Origin of the sequence: Knoellia remsis (assembly GCF_003002895.1) — a bacterium.
In the GTDB taxonomy this organism is placed as follows: Bacteria; Actinomycetota; Actinomycetes; order Actinomycetales; family Dermatophilaceae; genus Knoellia; species Knoellia remsis.
Map to the genome: position 1 here is coordinate 1 of NZ_PVTI01000015.1, position 20,237 is coordinate 20,237.

Annotated in this window: 15 protein-coding genes; 2 read left to right on the top strand and 13 right to left on the bottom strand. The window is 68.5% G+C overall.

What is annotated here, in order from left to right; all coding sequences use genetic code 11:
- On the top strand, window positions 1-307 hold a 307-nt coding region (locus tag BCF74_RS17335; RefSeq protein WP_218279241.1), incomplete at its 5' end, for a hypothetical protein.
- A gap of 148 nt (window positions 308-455) precedes the next feature.
- On the opposite strand, the gene BCF74_RS09930 is transcribed toward BCF74_RS17335, so the two are convergent.
- The 7 genes from BCF74_RS09930 to BCF74_RS09960 form a co-directional block, all read right to left on the bottom strand.
- Window positions 456-1,070, bottom strand: coding sequence for a hypothetical protein (locus BCF74_RS09930; protein WP_106297806.1), 615 nt, complete (start codon window positions 1,068-1,070; stop codon window positions 456-458).
- Between the two features lie 253 nt (window positions 1,071-1,323).
- A complete protein-coding gene (locus BCF74_RS09935; protein ID WP_106297807.1) occupies window positions 1,324-1,974 on the bottom strand; it encodes a hypothetical protein in 651 nt (216 codons plus the stop codon).
- Window positions 1,975-2,135: 161 nt separating this feature from the next.
- On the bottom strand, window positions 2,136-3,332 hold the full coding sequence (gene tuf, locus BCF74_RS09940; protein WP_106297808.1) for an elongation factor Tu: 1,197 nt from the start codon (window positions 3,330-3,332) through the stop codon (window positions 2,136-2,138).
- Window positions 3,333-3,475: 143 nt separating this feature from the next.
- Window positions 3,476-5,593 carry an elongation factor G gene (fusA, locus tag BCF74_RS09945; RefSeq protein WP_106297809.1) on the bottom strand — a complete coding sequence of 706 codons (2,118 nt, stop codon included), beginning with the start codon at window positions 5,591-5,593 and terminating at the stop codon, window positions 3,476-3,478.
- 117 nt (window positions 5,594-5,710) lie between these two features.
- Window positions 5,711-6,181, bottom strand: a complete 471-nt coding sequence (gene rpsG / locus BCF74_RS09950; RefSeq protein ID WP_106297810.1) for a 30S ribosomal protein S7 — start codon at window positions 6,179-6,181, stop codon at window positions 5,711-5,713.
- Window positions 6,181-6,555 carry a 30S ribosomal protein S12 gene (rpsL, locus tag BCF74_RS09955; protein WP_106297811.1) on the bottom strand — a complete coding sequence of 125 codons (375 nt, stop codon included), beginning with the start codon at window positions 6,553-6,555 and terminating at the stop codon, window positions 6,181-6,183. The genes rpsG and rpsL overlap by 1 nt, the downstream gene beginning before the upstream one ends.
- Window positions 6,556-6,942: 387 nt before the next feature.
- Window positions 6,943-7,599, bottom strand: coding sequence for a hypothetical protein (locus BCF74_RS09960; RefSeq protein ID WP_146132924.1), 657 nt, complete (start codon window positions 7,597-7,599; stop codon window positions 6,943-6,945).
- Window positions 7,600-7,734: 135 nt separating this feature from the next.
- On the opposite strand from BCF74_RS09960, the gene BCF74_RS09965 reads away from it, so the two are divergent.
- The gene (locus tag BCF74_RS09965) at window positions 7,735-9,219 is read left to right on the top strand and encodes a S28 family serine protease (RefSeq protein ID WP_245889296.1); all 1,485 of its coding nucleotides are present in this window, start codon (window positions 7,735-7,737) and stop codon (window positions 9,217-9,219) included.
- 176 nt (window positions 9,220-9,395) lie between these two features.
- On the opposite strand, the gene BCF74_RS09970 is transcribed toward BCF74_RS09965, so the two are convergent.
- From BCF74_RS09970 to BCF74_RS09995, 6 genes are all read right to left on the bottom strand, one after another.
- Window positions 9,396-9,929, bottom strand: coding sequence for a GNAT family N-acetyltransferase (locus BCF74_RS09970; protein WP_106297814.1), 534 nt, complete (start codon window positions 9,927-9,929; stop codon window positions 9,396-9,398).
- A 107-nt stretch (window positions 9,930-10,036) separates the two neighbouring features.
- Complete coding sequence (locus BCF74_RS09975; RefSeq protein WP_106297815.1) at window positions 10,037-13,966, bottom strand: DNA-directed RNA polymerase subunit beta'; 3,930 nt, start codon at window positions 13,964-13,966, stop codon at window positions 10,037-10,039.
- Between the two features lie 121 nt (window positions 13,967-14,087).
- Window positions 14,088-17,576, bottom strand: a complete 3,489-nt coding sequence (rpoB, locus tag BCF74_RS09980; RefSeq protein WP_106297816.1) for a DNA-directed RNA polymerase subunit beta — start codon at window positions 17,574-17,576, stop codon at window positions 14,088-14,090.
- 460 nt (window positions 17,577-18,036) lie between these two features.
- Window positions 18,037-18,429 (bottom strand): 50S ribosomal protein L7/L12, encoded by a 393-nt coding sequence (rplL, locus tag BCF74_RS09985; RefSeq protein ID WP_106297817.1) that lies wholly within the window; start codon window positions 18,427-18,429, stop codon window positions 18,037-18,039.
- 72 nt (window positions 18,430-18,501) lie between these two features.
- Window positions 18,502-19,146 carry a 50S ribosomal protein L10 gene (rplJ, locus tag BCF74_RS09990; protein WP_106297818.1) on the bottom strand — a complete coding sequence of 215 codons (645 nt, stop codon included), beginning with the start codon at window positions 19,144-19,146 and terminating at the stop codon, window positions 18,502-18,504.
- A 280-nt stretch (window positions 19,147-19,426) separates the two neighbouring features.
- The gene (locus BCF74_RS09995; RefSeq protein WP_106297819.1) at window positions 19,427-20,212 is read right to left on the bottom strand and encodes an SCO4651 family lipoprotein; all 786 of its coding nucleotides are present in this window, start codon (window positions 20,210-20,212) and stop codon (window positions 19,427-19,429) included.
- Window positions 20,213-20,237 lie beyond the last annotated feature (25 nt).

Genomic DNA, 20,237 nt, shown 5'->3' on the forward strand with positions numbered 1-20,237 from the left:
AGTCACCAAGACCTACGACACCGCCGCGACCCCGCTGACCCGCCTCCTACGCGACCACCCCAACCTGGTCGACCCCCACGACGAGCGCGCCCTACACGCCGCGCTGAGCACCGCCAACCCGGCCCAGCTCCGACGCGACATCGACCTCATCCAAGCCAACCTGCTCGAGCTCGCCAAACGCCGAGGCATCGTCGCGACCCGACGCAAAGCCAACGCCACCTACCTCAACAAGACCAAGGTCAAAAGCACCCGACACACGCGGGCATTCACCGATGAGTCAACGACTCACCCCTCGCGGGCATCTTGACGTGAGTCAACATGAATCGAGGCCGGAGCGGGCGGCATACCCCCGCCCGTGGCGCGTCGCGCGCCACTCCCCCGCACACGACGACGCCCTCGCGGTCCGTGGTCCGCGAGGGCGTCGCCTCCTTGTCCGTATGCCGCGCGCGGCCTGGTCAGTGCGGCCCGCCGCCGAGGGCGCCGGCGTCGAACGCCTTGAGCACGGACGCCTTGTCCGCCGCGGTCAGGTCGCCGGAGGAGACGGCCTCGTCCAGGCGCTCGCTCAGCTCGGTCCTGCGCTCGGTCTCCCGGTCACCCCTGATCTCGTCGAGGGCGGTCGTCAGCTTCTCCTCGGAGACGTCGAGCTCCTTGGCGAGGGCCGTGGCGTATGCCGTCTGGCGCGCCTCGCGCTCGGCCGCGGTCGGCTTCTGGCCCTCGGTGGGCGGGGTGGCCGGCTTGGTCGCCGCGCGCACCTTCTCGATGGCGGCCTCGACCTTCGACTCGTCGAGGCCGAGCTTCTCGGCGAGGGCCTCGGCGTCCACGCCCGGGCCCCCGGGACCACGGCCGTGGTGGCCGCCGGGTGCGCCGGGTCCGTGCTCGTCGTCGGCGGACGGGGCGCTCTTGCCGGGGCTTGCGCCGCTGCCGCTCGTGCTGGGCGTCGCGGACGACGAGCTGCTCGACGTCGGCGTACTCGAGTCCGCGAACGCCTGGGAGGCGCCGAAGCCGGCGACGACGATCGCCGTCGCTCCGGCGACACCCGCGAGCGCGGAGGTGGTGGTGATCCTGGCCATGGTGGTTCCTCTCGTCCGCGCCCGCCCGGGTGGCCGGCGCCATGGAAGAAACAGTGCTGCGCTGCGCTGTCGCGACGCCGTGGCGACCCTGTCCCCCACCTGTCAGGTCAGGGCTCGGCCCGGATCTGCGGCGCTGACCCAGGTCTGCGCCGGTGGCGCGACCGGCGCAGAAGCTGACGAGCGGCGCCCCCATGGCGACGCCCCTGGTCCGGACCTGCGCCGGTGGCGCGAAGGGCGCAGGAACTGCGCGCCCTCAGACGTCCCCGAGGAGAGTCCGCTCGTCCCACCGGTCGAGCCCGTCACCGGGCTCCACGGCCTCGGCTCCCGGCACGTCGGCGAGCACTCGCTCGACGAGCTCACGACCGCCGCCCACCACCGTCGCGACGATGTCGGTGTCCGACCCGACGAGCCAACCCTGCGAGTCCGGCCAGAACAGGTCCGGTGGCATCGACCACAGAGGTTCGGCGGACAGCGGAGCGAGGTCGTCCAGGACGGCCTCAAAGAGGACGTACCCGCGATGCGGCAGCTCGAGGCGCGGGGCCTGCTCCACCTCGACCGAGAGCACTCGCGGCACCGGCCCACTCCCGCCGTCGTGGAGATCGAGGTACACCGCGCCCTGACCGAAGAGACCGCCGTAGCCCTCCCACAGCCCCGCGCGACAGGACCCGACCGGATCGAGGCCGGCCACCACCTCTCGCAGTGCGGCCAGCGGCCGCGTGCGCGGATCGTCGCTCGCGGCCGACCCACGCTCGGTCGACACCACGGGATCGGGAAGGACGGCATACGCCTCCCACGTGGCGCCGACGAGACCACCGGCCGTGCCGAACTCACCCAGGAGCGGGCGGATCCATGCCCCGTCCGTCGCCGGCGCGGGCGTGAGGTCAGCCCAGCCACGAGGTGTCACGCCCCCATTGGACCAGACGGTCGCCTCGCACCCGCCCGCCGCGACACAGGCGGGCGGACGGCATACCCCCGACGACGCGCGCACGGCATACGGAAGGGCCCCGCCTGCCGAAGCAGACGGGGCCCTTCTCGGGGCGTCAGTGACGCGACCGAAGCGTCAGATCACTTGGTGATCTTGGTGACGCGGCCGGCGCCGACGGTCCGGCCACCCTCGCGGATGGCGAACTTGAGGCCCTCCTCCATGGCGATCGGCTGGATGAGCTCGACCGACATCTCGGTGTTGTCGCCGGGCATGACCATCTCGGTGCCCTCGGGCAGCTTGACGACGCCGGTGACGTCCGTGGTGCGGAAGTAGAACTGCGGACGGTAGTTGTCGTAGAACGGCGTGTGCCGGCCACCCTCGTCCTTGGAGAGGATGTAGACGTTCGCGTCGAAGTTCGTGTGCGGCGTGATCGAGCCGGGCTTGACGACGACCTGACCGCGCTCGACGTCCTCGCGCTTGGTACCGCGCAGGAGCAGACCGACGTTCTCGCCCGCGCGACCCTCGTCGAGGAGCTTGCGGAACATCTCGATGCCGGTGACGGTGGTGCGCGCCGCCGGGCCCTCGTGGATGCCGACGATCTCGACGTCCTCGTTCACGTTGAGGACACCGCGCTCGATGCGGCCGGTGACGACGGTGCCACGACCGGTGATCGTGAAGACGTCCTCGACGGGCATGAGGAACGGCTTGTCGATCTCGCGCTCCGGCTCCGGGATGGACTCGTCGACGGCGTTCATGAGCTCGAGAACCGTCTCGCCCCACTCGGCGTCGCCCTCGAGGGCCTTGAGCGCCGAGACCTTGACGACGGGCAGGTCGTCACCGGGGAACTCGTAGTCGGACAGCAGCTCGCGGACCTCCATCTCGACGAGCTCGAGGATCTCCTCGTCGTCGACCATGTCGGCCTTGTTGAGCGCCACGACGATGTAGGGGACGCCGACCTGGCGGGCCAGGAGGACGTGCTCCTTCGTCTGCGGCATCGGGCCGTCGGTGGCGGCGACCACGAGGATCGCGCCGTCCATCTGCGCCGCACCCGTGATCATGTTCTTCACGTAGTCGGCGTGACCGGGGCAGTCGACGTGCGCGTAGTGACGCTTCTCGGTCTGGTACTCGATGTGCGCGATGGAGATGGTGATACCGCGCTGCTTCTCCTCGGGCGCCTTGTCGATGTCCTCGAACGCGAACTGCGGGTTCAGGTCCGGGTACTTGTCGTGCAGGACCTTGGAGATCGCAGCCGTCAGCGTCGTCTTACCGTGGTCGATGTGACCAATGGTGCCGATGTTGACGTGCGGCTTGGTCCGCTCGAACTTTGCCTTCGCCACTTGATGTCCTCCTCAGGACTCTTCTTGGTGTTACGCCGTACGACCGGGCAGGACGTGGCGCGTCTTGGGGGGTTGGTGTTGTTCTGGGGTTTCGGCGGTATGCCGTGTGCTCACCAGATCCGGACCAGCGACCAGTCTAGCGGTCACTCGCCTCGGGTCTTGGCGATGATCTCCTCGGCCACCGACTTGGGAACCTCGGCGTAGGAGTCGAACTCCATCGAGTAGTTCGCCCGGCCCTGGGTCTTCGACCGCAGGTCGCCGACGTAGCCGAACATCTCCGACAGCGGGACGAGGCCGCGGACGACCTTGGCACCGCTGATGTCCTCCATGGACTGGATCTGCCCACGGCGCGCGTTGATGTCGCCGATGACGTCACCCATGTAGTCCTCGGGGGTACGGACCTCGACGGCCATCATCGGCTCGAGGAGCACGGGGTCGGCCTTGCGGACCGACTCCTTGAGCGCCATCGAACCGGCGATCTTGAACGCCATCTCGGACGAGTCGACGTCGTGGTACGCACCGTCGAGGAGCGTCGCCTTGATGCCGACGAGCGGGTAGCCCGCGAGCACGCCGTACTGCATGGCGTCCTGGATACCGGCGTCGACCGACGGGATGTACTCGCGCGGGACGCGACCACCGGTGACGGCGTTCTCGAACTCGTACAGCTCACCGGACTCGGTGGTGTCGAGCGGCTCGAGACGGATCTGGATCTTGGCGAACTGGCCGGAGCCACCCGTCTGCTTCTTGTGGGTGTAGTCGTACTTGTCCACGGTGCGACGGATCGTCTCGCGGTAGGCAACCTGCGGCTTGCCGACGTTGGCCTCGACCTTGAACTCGCGCTTCATGCGGTCGACGAGGATGTCGAGGTGGAGCTCGCCCATGCCGGCGATGATCGTCTGGCCGGTCTCCTCGTCGAGGTGGACCTGGAAGGTCGGGTCCTCGGCGGAGAGCTTCTGGATGGCCGTCGACAGCTTCTCCTGGTCGCCCTTGGTCTTGGGCTCGATGGCCACCTGGATGACCGGCTCGGGGAAGGTCATCGACTCGAGCACGATCTGCTCGTTCGGGTCGCTCAGCGTGTCACCGGTCGTCGTGTCCTTCAGACCGATGGCGGCGTAGATGTGGCCGGCGAGAGCCTCCTCGACGGGGTTCTCCTTGTTGGCGTGCATCTGGAAGAGCTTGCCGATGCGCTCCTTCTTGCCCTTGGTCGTGTTGATGACCTGCGAGCCCGCGGCGACGCGGCCGGAGTAGACCCGGATGAAGGTGAGCGTGCCGAAGAACGGGTGCGCGGCCACCTTGAACGCGAGCGCGGAGAACGGGGCCTCCTTGCTCGGCTCACGGGTCATCTCCGTGCTCTCGTCACCCGGCTTGTGACCGACCATGGCGGCCACGTCGACCGGCGACGGGAGGTAGTCGACGACCGCGTCGAGCATCGGCTGGACGCCGCGGTTCTTGAACGCGGAGCCGCACAGCACCGGGTAGAGCTCGGAGTTGACGGTGAGCTTGCGGATGCCGGCCTTGAGCTCGGCGACCGTGAGGTCCTCGCCACCGAGGTACTTCTCCATGAGGTCGTCGTCGGACTCCGCGACGCGCTCGACGAGGGCGTTGCGGTACTCCTCGGCCTTGGCCTGGAGGTCGGCGGGGATCTCCTGGACCTCGTACTTGGCGCCCATGGTCACGTCGCCCTTGGCGTCGCCGGGCCACACGAGGGCACGCATCTCGAGGAGGTCGACGACCCCGATGAAGTCGTTCTCGGAACCGATCGGCAGCTGGAGCACGAGCGGCTCCGCGCCGAGGCGGTCCTTGATGGTGTCGACGGTGAAGTAGAAGTCCGCGCCGAGCTTGTCCATCTTGTTGACGAACGCGATGCGGGGGACGTCGTACTTGTCGGCCTGACGCCACACCGTCTCGGACTGGGGCTCGACGCCCTCCTTGCCGTCGAAGACGGCGACGGCGCCGTCGAGGACGCGCAGCGAGCGCTCGACCTCGACCGTGAAGTCGACGTGGCCGGGGGTGTCGATGATGTTGATCTGGGTGCCGTTCCAGAAGGAGGTGACGGCAGCGGAGGTGATGGTGATGCCCCGCTCCTTCTCCTGCTCCATCCAGTCGGTCGTCGACGCACCGTCGTGCGTCTCACCGATCTTGTGGTTGACACCGGTGTAGAAGAGGATGCGCTCCGTCGTCGTCGTCTTGCCGGCGTCGATGTGCGCCATGATGCCGATGTTGCGGACCTTCGTGAGGTCCGTCAGGACGTCGAGTGCCACTCGTGTATCTCGTCTCGCTCGTTGCGGATAGTGCTCTGGGGTAACGCTGTTCGTTCAACGCCAGGAGCCTGGTCGGTATGCCGGCCGCGCGAGGCGCGCGGCCGGCATACCGGAAGGTCACCAGCGGTAGTGCGCGAAGGCCCGGTTGGACTCGGCCATCTTGTGGGTGTCCTCGCGACGCTTCACCGCGGCGCCGAGGCCGTTGGACGCGTCGAGGATCTCGTTCATGAGGCGCTCGGTCATCGTCTTCTCACGACGCTGACGCGAGTAGCCGACGAGCCAGCGCAGCGACAGCGTCGTGGCGCGGTTCGGCTTGACCTCGATCGGGACCTGGTAGGTCGCGCCACCGACGCGGCGGGACTTGACCTCGAGCGTCGGCTTGATGTTGTCGAGCGCGCGCTTGAGGGTCTGCACGGGGTCGGTGCCGGTCTTCTCGCGGCAGCCCTCGAGGGCGCCGTAGACGATCGTCTCGGCGATGGACTTCTTGCCGTCGAGGAGGATCTTGTTGACCAGCTGCGTGACGAGCGGGCTCTGGTAGACCGGGTCGACGACGAGGGGGCGCTTCGGAGCGGGGCCCTTGCGAGGCATTACTTCTTCTCCTTCTTGGCGCCGTAGCGGCTGCGAGCCTGCTTGCGGTTCTTGACACCCTGGGTGTCGAGCGAGCCGCGGATGATCTTGTAGCGGACACCCGGGAGGTCCTTCACACGACCGCCACGGACGAGCACGATCGAGTGCTCCTGGAGGTTGTGGCCCTCACCGGGGATGTACGCGGTGACCTCGATGCCCGAGGTCAGCTTGACGCGCGCGACCTTGCGCAGCGCGGAGTTCGGCTTCTTCGGGGTGGTGGTGTACACACGCGTGCACACGCCACGGCGCTGCGGGGAGCCCTTGAGCGCAGGAGTGGAGACCTTGGTGGTCTTGTCCTGCCGGCCCTTGCGCACCAGCTGGTTGATGGTAGGCAACCTGGTTCCTGTTCTGTCTGGTCGATGTCGGCGGCGGGTGCCGCGCGACTCCTTGTGCTGACCGGCTCGACCCCCGCGCTCGGGTGTGTCGCACCGGTTGCTCTTCCCTGCACTCCCCGCTCACAGCCCGCATCGACGTGGTCGACGATGGTGTGGGTGGGGCGCCCGGCAAGAGGTGGGCGGCCGCGCGCTCCCGCGCGCAGCACATGTCGTCCGGTCCTAGCCAGACACGGTTCTCCACGATACCGGTATGCCGTGTGCGCACCAAATCGCGCGTGCTCGGCTTTCGTCCCCCGTCACACCTGCCTCAGCATTATCGGGTCACCCGATAATGCTCACCTCGACCCGAGAAGCCTTCTCGGGTCGAGCGGGACGAGCTCGCCGGGGTCAGGGCAGGGCCGGGGAATCCCTCGGCTCGTCGCAGAAGATCGGCTTCCAGGGGTGACAGCCGAGCGGCATGACCTCGCGATCCGCGGTCGCGGTGACGACGACGAGGTCGCCATCGGGCAGGGCGGCGCCCGCGGGACGTGGCTCGGTGCTGGCGGTGGCGCCGAACGCCCAGCGTGACGACGGCGTCCGCGGCGCCGGCCCGAGGTCGGCGCAGGCGTCACCGCTGCACTCCTGCACCTCGAGCACGACTGCGCTCTCCCGCGTCGGGTCGAGCCGCTCGGCCGTCGCGCTCGCGCGTTCGGCGAGGCCGGGAGCGGCACGATAGGCGTCGACGGCCGTGGTCTCGCACCGTTGCACCCAGTTCTGGACCATCCAGCCGGCGTCCTGGGAGGTCAGTTCGCACACGACCTGGGTCCACGACGCCACCGGCTCACCGAGGCCCGGTCGGACGGCGTCGCGGCGCTCGACCGCGGCGGCCGGGTCCTCGGCCATCCGGGCGACCCACTCCCGCGCTGCGTCCGCGTCACGCGAGTTCTGCACGCTCTTCCACGCCCCCATCGCGAGGTAGGCGAACAGGACAAGGGCCACGGCACCGACGACAAGGCGACCTAGCCACCGCAGGACGCGGCTGCCTGTCCCCTCGCGCGCCGTCATACGGACAGCGTGTCAGACCGGGCGCCCAGCCAGCGAGCCGCCGTGCGGACCGCGCGCCCGACGTCCTAGGTTGGCGGAACCGCAACCAACCTCGAAGGATCATCGATGCTCGTTCGACCACACCGTTCCCGAGCCGTGACTGCGGCCGTCGCCGCCGGCGCGGCAGCCCTCGTCGGCTTCTCCTCCCCGACCGCGACCGCGGCGCCCGTCCCCGGCACGACCGTTGCCACCACCACGACCGCGGTGGCCGCGCCGGTGACAGCCCAGGCCGACATCCTCGACCGCGTCCGGGCTGTTCCCGGCGTCACCAAGGTGACCGAGGCGACCGCCCCTGAGGGTTATCGCTTCTTCCTCATCGACTTCACGCAGTACCGCGACCAGCGGCACCCCAAGGAGGGCACGTTCACGCAGCGCCTCAGCCTGCTGCACAAGAGTGACGACCGCCCGATGGTGATGTACACGAGCGGCTACGGCCTCTCGACGCGCGCCAGCCGCAGCGAGCCGACCCAGATCGTCGACGGCAACCAGCTGAGCATGGAGTACCGCTTCTTCAACACCTCGATCCCGACGACGCCCGACTGGGACGAGGAGCTGACGATCTGGCAGGCGGCCACGGACCAGCACCGGATCATCGAGGCGTTCAAGAGCATCTACACCGAGAACTGGCTCACGACCGGCGGTTCCAAGGGCGGCATGACCGCGACCTACCACCGTCGCTTCTACCCCAAGGACGTCTCGGGGACGATCCCGTACGTCGCCCCGAACGACGTCGTGGATGGTCAGGACGTCTACGACGAGTTCCTCGCGAACGTCGGCAACGACGCCTCCTGCCGGGACGCCCTCACCGCCGTGCAGCGGCGCGCGCTCGGCACCGACCGGCAGTGGTTCCTCGACCGCCTGGCCCAGCTGACCAAGGAGGAGAAGCTCACCTGGACGATCACCGGCGGGATGGAGCAGGCCTTCGAGGCGGCCGTCGTCGACTACTACTTCGCGTTCTGGCAGTACTCGCTCCAGTCCGACTGCGCCGACGTCCCGGACGCCGCGACGGCGACGAACGAGCAGCTGTGGGAACACCTCGATGCCGTCGCGGGCATGAGCTTCTACGCCGACCAGACGCTGTCGAACTACGTGCCGTACTACTACCAGGCGGCCTACCAGATGGGCTCGCCCGAGCCCTACGAGGACCGGATCGCCGACCTGCTGAAGTACCCCGGTTTCAACACGGCCGAGAGCTTCGTGCCGTCGGCGCTGCGCCCCGTCGTCGACGACACCAAGGCCATGCCGGACGTCGACCGCTGGGTGCGCCTGCGCTCCACCGAGATGCTCTACGTCTACGGCAGCAACGACCCGTGGAGTGCGGAGCCGTTCACCTGCGGTCGCGAGGCGTCGGCGGAGCGCCGGGAGTGCTACCGGTTCTACGTCGATGGCGGCAACCATGGCGCGAAGATCGCGCAGCTGCCCGCCCCCGAGCGGACCTTCGCGACGCAGAAGGTGCTCGAGTGGGCCGGTCTGACCGACGCCGACCCGGTGGCGAAGAAGGTCAAGAAGAACGGCCGTTGGTCGACCAACAACCAGCTCGACCGTCCTGAGATCCGCGGCCGCGCACTGGGGCGCCGCTGACGCCCTGGGCTCGGACGCTCTGATCTTGCGTCGTCCTTCGGGCCACGGTGGCCCAGAGGACGACGCAAGATCAGAGCACGCAGGAGGGTCACTCGGCGTGCGGCTCGCTGAGCGTGCCCGCCCTTGCCGAACGCCGGATGCCGGCCGGCAGCCGCCAGCAGCCGCCGGCCGGCGAATCAATCCTCGAGGCGCTCGAAGGCCGGCGCATACCGGAACGCACCCGCCCGCTCCGGCCGCCAGGCACGCAGCGTCTTGACCTGGAAGTAGCGGTCCTCCCACGGCCCTGGCGACTCGATCCCCAACCCGGACGCGGGGACAAAGCCGAAGTGTCCGTAGTACTCGGGGTCGCCGAGCAGGACGATCTCGGCGTCCCCACGCTGGTCGGCCGAGGCGATGACCGAGGCCATGAGCGCAGCCCCGATCCCCTGCTGCTGTAGGTCGGATCGCACCGCGATCGGCCCGAGACCGACCGATGGCGCCTCCCCCAACGTCGCGCGCGAGCACGTCACCTGACCGACGATCTCACCGTCGAGCTCGGCGACGAAGCTCAGCTCGTCGATGACGTCGCCGTCCCCGCGCAGCTCGTCGACGAGGCCGGACTCCACCGAGCGGGCGGCCCCCTCGACCCGTGGGAACGCGTCGTCGATGACGGCCGCGATGGAGGCATGGTCCTCGGCGCGCTCGCGCCGGATGATGAGGTCGTCACGCATGCCGCCAGCCTCTCATCCGCGGGCAAGATACGACGAAGGGCGGGTATGCCGCGTGGTGACCACGCGGCATACCCGCCCTTGTCGTTCTGGCGGCTCAGCCCAGAGCGTCAGATCCGGTCGAGGCCGAGCTCGCTGTCGTCGAGGCGGACCGCCTCGCCGCTGCCGCCGCCGAAGGACGGGTAGTCGAACTCGTCGTACGTCGGCATGCTGTATGCCGCCGCCTTGGCCTCTTCGGTCGGCTCCACCGCGATGTTGCGGTAGCGCGTCAGGCCCGTCCCCGCGGGGATGAGCTTGCCGAGGATGACGTTCTCCTTGAGGCCGAGCAGCGGGTCGGACTTGCCCTCCATCGCGGCCTCGGTGAGGACGCGGGTCGTCTCCTGGAACGACGCGGCGGACAGCCACGACTCGGTCGCGAGCGACGCCTTGGTGATACCCATCAGCTCGGGACGACCCGAGGCCGGGGTGCCGCCCTCGGCGACGACGCGACGGTTCTCCTCCTCGAAGCGACCGCGCTCGGCGAGCATGCCCGGGAGCAGGTCCGCGTTGCCCGACTCGATGATCGTGATCCGGCGCAGCATCTGCCGGACGATGACCTCGATGTGCTTGTCGTGGATCGACACACCCTGCTGGCGGTAGACGTGCTGGACCTCGTCGACGAGGTGCTTCTGCGCGGCCCGCGGGCCGAGGATGCGGAGCACCTGCTTGGGGTCGATCGAGCCCTGGGTCAGCTGGGTGCCGACCTCGACGCTCTGGCCGTCGCTGACGAGCAGGCGGGCCCGCTTCGTCACCGGGTAGGCGTGCTCGTCGGAGCCGTCGTCCGGCGTGAGCAGGATGCGCCGCGCCTTGTCGGTCTCCTCGATGGTGATCCGGCCACTGGCCTCGGCGATCGGGGCGACACCCTTGGGGGTGCGCGCCTCGAAGAGCTCGACGACACGCGGCAGACCCTGCGTGATGTCGTCACCGGCCACACCACCGGTGTGGAAGGTCCGCATCGTCAGCTGGGTACCGGGCTCACCGATCGACTGGGCCGCGATGATGCCGACGGCCTCGCCGATGTCGACGAGCTTGCCGGTCGCGAGCGAACGGCCGTAGCACTTCGCGCACGTCCCGACCTTGCTGTCGCAGGTGAGGACCGACCGGACCTTCACCGAGTCGACACCGGCGGCGAAGAGCGCGCCGATGACGAGGTCACCGAGGTCGATACCGGCCTTCGCGAGGACCTCGCCGTCGACGACGACGTCCTCGGCCAGGGTGCGGGCGTAGACCGAGGTCTCGACGTCGTCGTGCACCGCACGGGTGCCGGTGCGCTCGTCGGTCGTGGCGATCGGCATCGTCAGGCCGCGGTCGGTGCCGCAGTCGTCCTCACGGATGATGACGTCCTGCGACACGTCGACGAGGCGACGCGTGAGGTAGCCCGAGTCGGCCGTCCGCAGAGCGGTGTCAGCCAGACCCTTGCGGGAGCCGTGCGTCGAGATGAAGAACTCGAGGACGGACAGACCCTCGCGGAAGTTCGCGCGGATCGGTCGCGGGATGATGTCGCCCTTCGGGTTCGACACGAGGCCTCGCATACCGGCGATCTGGCGCAGCTGCATCCAGTTACCACGAGCACCGGAGTTGACCATCCGGAAGATCGTGTTCGTCGCCGGGATGTTGGACTCCATCTCCTTGGCGACCTCGTTCGTCGCCTGGGTCCAGATCTCGATGAGCTCCTGACGGCGCTCGTCGTCGGTGATGAGACCACGCTCGTACTGCGTCTGGACCTTCGTCGCCTTCTCCTCGTAGCCCTCGAGGATCTCGCCCTTGCGGGGCGGGGTGACGACGTCCGAGATCGCGACGGTCGTGCCGGAGCGGGTGGCCCAGTGGAAGCCGTACTCCTTGAGCGCGTCGAGGCTCGCGGCGACCTGCACCTTGCTGTAGCGCTCGGCGAGGTCGTTGACGATCGTCGACAGGCGCTTCTTGTCGACCTGGTCGTTGACGTACGGGTAGTCCTCCGGGAGCGTCTCGTTGAAGAGCGCGCGACCAAGGGTCGTCTCCGGCGTCCACGTGGCGAGGAAGCCCTCGTCATCGACCTCGACACCCTCGGGCAGGTCGGTCCCCGGCGAGGGGACGACGTGCGTGAGGCGAATCCGGGCCGGCGTGCCGAGCTTGATCTCGCCCGCGTCGAAGGCCATGCGGGCCTCGGCGACGGTCGAGAACGTGCGCAGCCCGTCACCCTCGGAGTCGTCCTTCTTGGCCTTCTTGCCCTTGGGCTCGTCCGCCGCCACCTCGGTGGTGAGGTGGTAGAGGCCGATGATCATGTCCTGGGTGGGCATGGTCACGGGACGGCCGTCGGCCGGCTTGAGGATGTTGTTCGAGGACAGCATGAGGATGCGGGCCTCGGCCTGCGCCTCCGCGGACAGCGGCACGTGCACGGCCATCTGGTCACCGTCGAAGTCGGCGTTGAACGCCGTGCAGACGAGCGGGTGGATCTGGATGGCCTTGCCCTCGACGAGCTGCGGCTCGAAGGCCTGGATGCCGAGGCGGTGCAGCGTGGGTGCGCGGTTGAGCAGCACCGGGTGCTCGGTGATGACCTCTTCGAGGACGTCCCACACGACCGAGCGGTGACGCTCGACCATGCGCTTGGCCGACTTGATGTTCTGCGCGTGGTCGAGGTCGACGAGGCGCTTCATCACGAACGGCTTGAACAGCTCGAGGGCCATCTGCTTCGGCAGACCGCACTGGTGCAGCTTGAGCTGCGGGCCGACGACGATGACCGAACGGCCGGAGTAGTCGACGCGCTTGCCGAGCAGGTTCTGGCGGAACCGCCCCTGCTTGCCCTTGAGCATGTCGGACAGCGACTTCAGCGGACGGTTGCCGGGGCCCGTGACCGGGCGGCCGCGACGGCCGTTGTCGAAGAGGCTGTCGACGGCCTCCTGGAGCATCCGCTTCTCGTTGTTGACGATGATCTCGGGCGCGCCGAGGTCGAGCAGTCGCTTGAGGCGGTTGTTGCGGTTGATGACGCGACGGTAGAGGTCGTTGAGGTCCGACGTCGCGAACCGGCCACCGTCGAGCTGCACCATCGGGCGCAGGTCCGGCGGGATGACCGGGACGGCGTCGAGCACCATGCCGGCCGGCTTGTTGCTCGTCATCTGGAAGGCGTTGACGACCTTGAGGCGCTTGAGGGCGCGGGTCTTCTTCTGACCCTTGCCGGTCGCGATGATCTCGCGCAGCGCCTCGGCCTCGGCGTCGAGGTCGAAGGTCTCGAGACGCTTCTGGATCGCCGCGGCACCCATGCCGCCCTCGAAGTAGAGGCCGAACCGGTCCCGCATCTCGCGGTAGAGGATCTCGTCGCCCTCGAGGTCCTGGACCTTGAGGTTCTTGAAGCGGTCCCAGACCTGCTCGAGGCGCTCGACCTGCTGGTCGGCCCGCTTGCGGATCTGGTTCATCTCGCGCTCGGCCGAGTCGCGCACCTTGCGCTTCGCGTCGGACTTGGCACCCTCGGCCTCGAGGGCGGCGATGTCCTCCTCGAGCTTCTTGGCGCGGGTCTCGACGTCGGCGTCGCGACGGTTCTCGAGCTCCTTCTTCTCGGCACCGATCTGGGCCTCGAGCGAGGGCAGGTCGGCGTGCCGCTGCTCCTCGTCGACGCTCGTGATCATGTAGGCCGCGAAGTAGATGACCTTCTCGAGGTCCTTCGGCGCGAGGTCGAGCAGGTACCCGAGGCGCGACGGGACGCCCTTGAAGTACCAGATGTGGGTGACGGGGGCGGCGAGCTCGATGTGGCCCATCCGCTCACGACGCACCGCCGCACGGGTCACCTCGACGCCGCAGCGCTCACAGATGATGCCCTTGAAGCGGACGCGCTTGTACTTGCCGCAGGCGCACTCCCAGTCGCGGGTCGGGCCGAAGATCTTCTCGCAGAAGAGCCCGTCCTTCTCCGGCTTGAGGGTGCGGTAGTTGATGGTCTCGGGCTTCTTCACCTCGCCGTGGCTCCACTCGCGGATGTCCTCCGCGGTGGCCAGGCCGATACGCAGTTCGTCGAAGAAGTTGACGTCGAGCACGTGGTTCCTTCTCTCGTGTCTCTTGCTGTAAGTCGTGTCTGTGGGTCGTCAGGGGTTCGTGGTCTCGTATGCCGGCCGCGCGAGGCGCGCGGTCCGCGTCGGCGCGCGGCCGGCATACGGATCAGACCTCTTCGACCGAACTGGGCTCGCGGCGGGACAGGTCGATGCCGAGCTCCTCCGCGGCGCGGAAGACGTCGTCCTCGGCCTCACGCATCTCGATGGCCTGGCCGTCACTGGACAGGACCTCGACGTTGAGGCAGAGCGACTGCATCTCCTTGATGAGCACCTTGAAGGACTCGGGGATGCCCGGCTCCGGGATGTTGTCGCCCTTGACGATCGCCTCGTAGACCTTGACGCGGCCGTTGACGTCGTCGGACTTGATCGTGAGCAGCTCCTGCAGCGCGTAAGCGGCGCCGTACGCCTCGAGGGCCCAGACCTCCATCTCACCGAAGCGCTGGCCACCGAACTGGGCCTTACCGCCGAGCGGCTGCTGGGTGATCATCGAGTACGGACCCGTGCTGCGCGCGTGGATCTTGTCGTCCACGAGGTGGTGCAGCTTGAGGATGTACATGTAGCCCACCGACACCGGCTCCGGGTACGGCTCGCCGGAGCGGCCGTCGAAGAGCTGGGTCTTGCCGGAGCCGTCGATGAGACGGACACCGTCACGGGTCTCGCGGGTGCTGTCGAGCAGGCCGACGATCTCGTTCTCACGGACACCGTCGAACACCGGCGAGGCGACGCGGGTGCCCGGCTCGGCGCTGCGCGCGTCCGCCGGGATGAGCTCGGCCCACTCCGGGTTGCCCTCGATGTCCCAGCCGCGGCTCGCGGCCCAGCCGAGGTGCAGCTCGAGGATCTGGCCGATGTTCATACGACCGGGGACGCCGAGCGGGTTGAGCACGACGTCGACCGGCGTGCCGTCCTCGAGGAAGGGCATGTCCTCGACCGGAAGGATCTTGGAGATGACGCCCTTGTTGCCGTGGCGGCCGGCGAGCTTGTCGCCGTCGGTGATCTTGCGCTTGTTGGCGACGTAGACGCGCACGAGCTGGTTGACGCCCGGGGGCAGCTCGTCGCCGTCGTCCTTGTCGAAGACCTTGACCGCGATGACCGTGCCGGTCTCGCCGTGCGGCACCTTGAGGGAGGTGTCGCGGACCTCGCGCGCCTTCTCACCGAAGATCGCGCGGAGCAGACGCTCCTCCGGCGTCAGCTCGGTCTCACCCTTGGGCGTGACCTTGCCGACGAGGAGGTCGCCGTCGCGGACCTCGGCGCCGATACGGATGATCCCGCGCTCGTCGAGGTCGGCGAGGACCTCGTCGGAGACGTTGGGGATGTCGCGGGTGATCTCCTCGGGGCCGAGCTTGGTGTCGCGGGCGTCGACCTCGTGCTCCTCGATGTGGATCGAGGAGAGGACGTCGTCCTGGACGAGCCGCTGGCTGAGGATGATCGCGTCCTCGTAGTTGTGGCCCTCCCACGGCATGAACGCCACGAGGAGGTTGCGGCCCAGGGCCATCTCGCCACCGTCGGTCGCGGGACCGTCGGCGATGAGGGCGCCCTGCTCGACACGGTCACCCTCGGAGACCACGACGCGCTGGTTGTAGCTGTTGCCCTGGTTGGACCGGGTGAACTTGTCGATCCGGTAGGTGCGGCTCGTGCCGTCGTCACCGGCGACCGTGACGAGATCCGCGGAGACCTCGGTCACCACGCCGGCCTTCTCGGCCACGACGACGTCACCGGAGTCGACCGCCGCGCGGAACTCCATGCCGGTGCCGACGAGCGGGGCCTCGGCCTTGACCAGCGGCACCGCCTGACGCTGCATGTTCGAGCCCATGAGCGCACGGTTGGCGTCGTCGTGCTCGAGGAACGGGATGAGCGCGGTCGCGGCCGAGACCATCTGGCGCGCGGAGACGTCGATGTAGTCGACCTCCTCGGCCGGGACGTACTCGACCTCACCACCCTTGACGCGCACGAGGACGCGCTCGTGGGCGAAGCGCTCGCCGCTCTCGTCGAGGGTCGCGTTCGCCTGGGCGATGACGTGCTCGTCCTCCTCGTCCGCCGAGAGGTAGTGGACCTCGTCGGTGATGCGACCCTTGGTGACCTTGCGGTACGGGGTCTCGATGAAGCCGAACGCGTTGATGCGGCCGTAGGACGCGAGCGAACCGATGAGACCGATGTTCGGGCCTTCCGGCGTCTCGATCGGGCACATGCGGCCGTAGTGCGACGGGTGGACGTCACGGACCTCCATGCCGGCACGGTCACGGGAGAGACCACCCGGGCCCAGCGCGGACAGACGACGCTTGTGCGTCAGCCCCGAGAGCGGGTTGTTCTGGTCCATGAACTGCGACAGCTGCGAGGTGCCGAAGAACTCCTTGATCGACGCCACGACGGGGCGGATGTTGATCAGGGTCTGCGGCGTGATGGCCTCGACGTCCTGGGTCGTCATGCGCTCGCGGACGACGCGCTCCATCCGGGACAGGCCGGTGCGGACCTGGTTCTGGATGAGCTCGCCGACGTTGCGCAGGCGACGGTTGCCGAAGTGGTCGATGTCGTCGGTCTCGACGCGGATCTCGACCGGCTCGCCCTTGCGGGTGCCCGCGATCGTCTCGTCACCGTTGTGCAGGGCGACGAGGTACTTGATCGTCGCGACGATGTCGTCGATCGACAGGGTCGAGTTCGACAGCTCGCCGTCGATGCCGAGCTTCTTGCCCAGCTTGTAGCGGCCGACCTTGGCGAGGTCGTAGCGCTTGCCGTTGAAGTAGAGGTTGTCGAGCAGGTTCTGCGCGGCCTCACGGGTCGGCGGCTCGCCCGGGCGGAGCTTGCGGTAGATGTCGAGGAGGGCCTCGTCCTGGGTGGTCGGGCCGTCCTTCTCGAGGGTGAGCTCGATGGACTCGTAACCGGCGAACTCCTCGCGGATCTGCGCCTCGGTCATGCCGAGCGCCTTGAGGAGGATCGTCACGGACTGCTTGCGCTTGCGGTCGACGCGCACGCCGACCATGTCGCGCTTGTCGACCTCGAACTCGAGCCAGGCACCGCGGCTCGGGATGATTTTCGCGGTGTAGATGTCCTTGTCGGACGTCTTGTCGGGCGTGCGCTCGAAGTAGACGCCCGGGCTGCGGACGAGCTGCGAGACGACGACGCGCTCGGTGCCGTTGATGATGAAGGTGCCGCGCTCGGTCATGAGCGGGAAGTCGCCCATGAAGACGGTCTGGCTCTTGATCTCACCGGTGGTGTTGTTCATGAACTCCGCGGTGACGAACAGGGGCGCGGAGTAGGTCTGGTCGCGCTCCTTGCAGTCCTCGATGGAGTACTTGACGTCCTCGAAGCGGTGGTCGCGGAACGAGAGCGACATCGAGCCGCTGAAGTCCTCGATCGGGGAGATCTCCTCGAAGATCTCCTCGAGGCCGGACCGCTCCGGCACGTCGTCACGGCCGTCTTCGAGCGCCTCGGCGACGCGCTCCTGCCAGCGCTCGTTGCCGAGCAGCCAGTCGAAGCTCTCGGTCTGAAGGGCGAGGAGGTCAGGGACCTCCAGGGGCTCACGGATCTTGCCGAAGGAGAGACGGCCCGACGCCGTCTTTGCGGTGGTCACGGTCTTGGACGCGGTGCGCGAGGCAGCCAAGGATGGTCCTTCCACTGGCCATGTGTCGTAAACGGAGGTCGCACGGCCCATGCCGCCGCACGTGCTCGACGGACCAGCGGAGCATCGTGCAGGAGCCGGGATGCGGCGGGGACACGACAGAGAGCCACTGAGACGAGCAGACGACAGGACATGGACAGGGCAAAGCACAAGTCTAGGTCATGGAGGGCATGCCTGTCCAACCCTGTCCAATCGAAGGCGCTGGCCTCGATGCGGGTCCGGTCAGCCGTCGCATGCGGCAGGCACGCGGTGTGACCCGGAAAGGATGACTGGCGAGGGCGCCCACGTCAAGCGGGCGGACGGCATACGACGGCGTGTCGCGGTGCCGGAGCAGAGGAACGGGCGAGCCCGGCGCACTGCGGGGGCCGACGCGAACGGGCGGGGCGGACCGTGGTCCACCCCGCCCGATCGGCTGGGAATCACGCCCCTGACGGGGCGAGGCTCACTTGAGCTCGACGGTGGCGCCGGCGCCCTCGAGCTGCTCCTTGGCCTTCTCGGCCGCAGCCTTGTCGACCTTCTCGAGGACGGGCTTGGGGGCGCCGTCGACGAGGTCCTTGGCCTCCTTGAGGCCGAGGGAGGTCAGCGCGCGGACCTCCTTGATGACGGCGATCTTCTTGTCGCCGGCAGCGGTGAGGATGACGTCGAACTCGTCCTGCTCCTCCGCGCCGCCAGCGGCGTCGCCGCCACCGGCCGGGGCAGCGGCACCGGCGACCGCGACGGGCGCGGCGGCGGTGACGTTGAAGGTCTCCTCGAACTGCTTGACGAACTCGGAGAGCTCGATGAGGGTCATCTCCTTGAAGGCCTCAAGGAGCTCGTCGGTGCTGAGCTTGGCCATGATGGCGTCCTTTCGTGTTCTTTCGTATGCCGTGAGTGGCGGTGTGGTGGTGGAGCCGGGTCCGGGACGGACTCAGCTCTGCTCGTCGCCACCCGTGGCGACGTCTTCGGTGGCCTCGGCCGCGGGCGCGGCGTCGGCGGGGGCCTCCTCGGCAGCCGGCGTCTCGTCGGCAGCGGCCTCGGGGGCAGCGGCGACGGGGCCCTCGGCCTCGACCTTCGCACGCAGCGCGTCGACGACCCGAGCGGTCTGCGACAGCGGCGCGGCGAAGAGGTAGACGGCCTTGCTGAGCGAGGCGTTCATGGCGCCGGCCAGCTTGGCCAGGAGAACCTCGCGGGACTCGAGGTCCGCGAGCTTGGTGATCTCCTCGGCCGAGAGCGCCTTGCCGTCGAGCAGGCCGCTCTTGATCACGAGGAGGGGGTTTGCCTTGGCGAAGTCACGCAGGCCCTTGGCGGCCTCGACCGGGTCGCCGTCGACGAAGGCGATGGCGGACGGACCGACGAGCTGACCGTCGAAGGCCGTGACTCCGGCCTCCTTCGCGGCGAGCTCGGTCAGCGTGTTCTTGACCACGGCATAGGTCGCGTTGCCACGCAGGGCTCCACGAAGCTCGGTGATCTGGGCCACCGAGAGTCCGCGGTACTCCGTGAGAACGGTGGCGTTCGAGCTCTTGAACTTCTCGGCGAGCTCGGCGATCGCCGCCTGCTTGTCAGCACGGGACATTCGGACCTCCTTCTGCAGTCTGGGGACCTTCGGCGAAGGAGGCGGGAAAAGGAACGAGCCCCGGCGCAGGGCGCGGGGCTCGGGCGGGCGGCGGACGGCATCCGTCCACGTCGTGCTCGGTACTCACACCTGCGCAGGCCGTCCGTTCTCACGGAACCTTCGATCCGGTGCGGGTGCACCGGACAACCGGCGGTCTTCGGTCGGAGCAACGATAGACGCCCGGGGCGCCACCGACCAAATCGGTGACGCCCCGGGCGTTCCAGCGGGGAGCCGGTGGCGGTCAGCCGCCGGCGCCGGGGAAGCTCATCGGGCCGACCTGGTCGGCCGGGGGCGCCTGGATGTCGACCTTCTTGCCCCAGTCGCTGTAGCTCACCTTGCTGTCCCGGCCCATGACGGCCGCGGACATCGTCACCGGACGGTCGTCGCCGTCGAGGACGTAGGTGACGGCGACCTTCTGCGGGGAGGCGCTGGCGCTCGGGCTCGCTGACGGCGACGCGGACGGGCCACCCAGGAGCGTCGAGGGATCCACGGTCATCTCGTAGGTCGTGTTGCCGCCCTCGACCGACTTCACCGTCGCCTCGGAGCCCTTGAGCTTCTCGGCGAGCTTCGTCGGGCTGGTCAGGCCACCCTCGACCATGCCCTTGAACATCTGGCTCACGGGGTCGGAGGCGTTCGGGTCGATCTTGACCCACGGCTTGGACTGGCCGGGGATGCCCTTGAGGTAGATGAGCTTGTCGACGGAGATGACCTCCATCGACTGGCCGTCGACGGGCATCGACATCTTCTGCTCGAGGCGGCCGTCGACGAAGCGGAAGTCGCCGGTCGCCTTCTCGCCGGCGACCTCGATGGTCATGGCGCCGCTGCCGGCCTTCTCCATGGCGGCGATCATGCGCGAGGCGACCTCGCCACCGTCGACCTTGGCGCCGACCTTGACGTCAGCGGCCTGCGACTGGCTCGAGCCCTTGGAGCCCGCGTCGTCGGAGGAGCCGCAGGCGCCGAGCGCGAGCAGGCCCGCGAGGGCGAGGGCAGCACCGCTCGTGCGGCGCGCAGTGTGGTTCATGGTCATGGGTTTCCCTCCCTGGTTGGGGTTC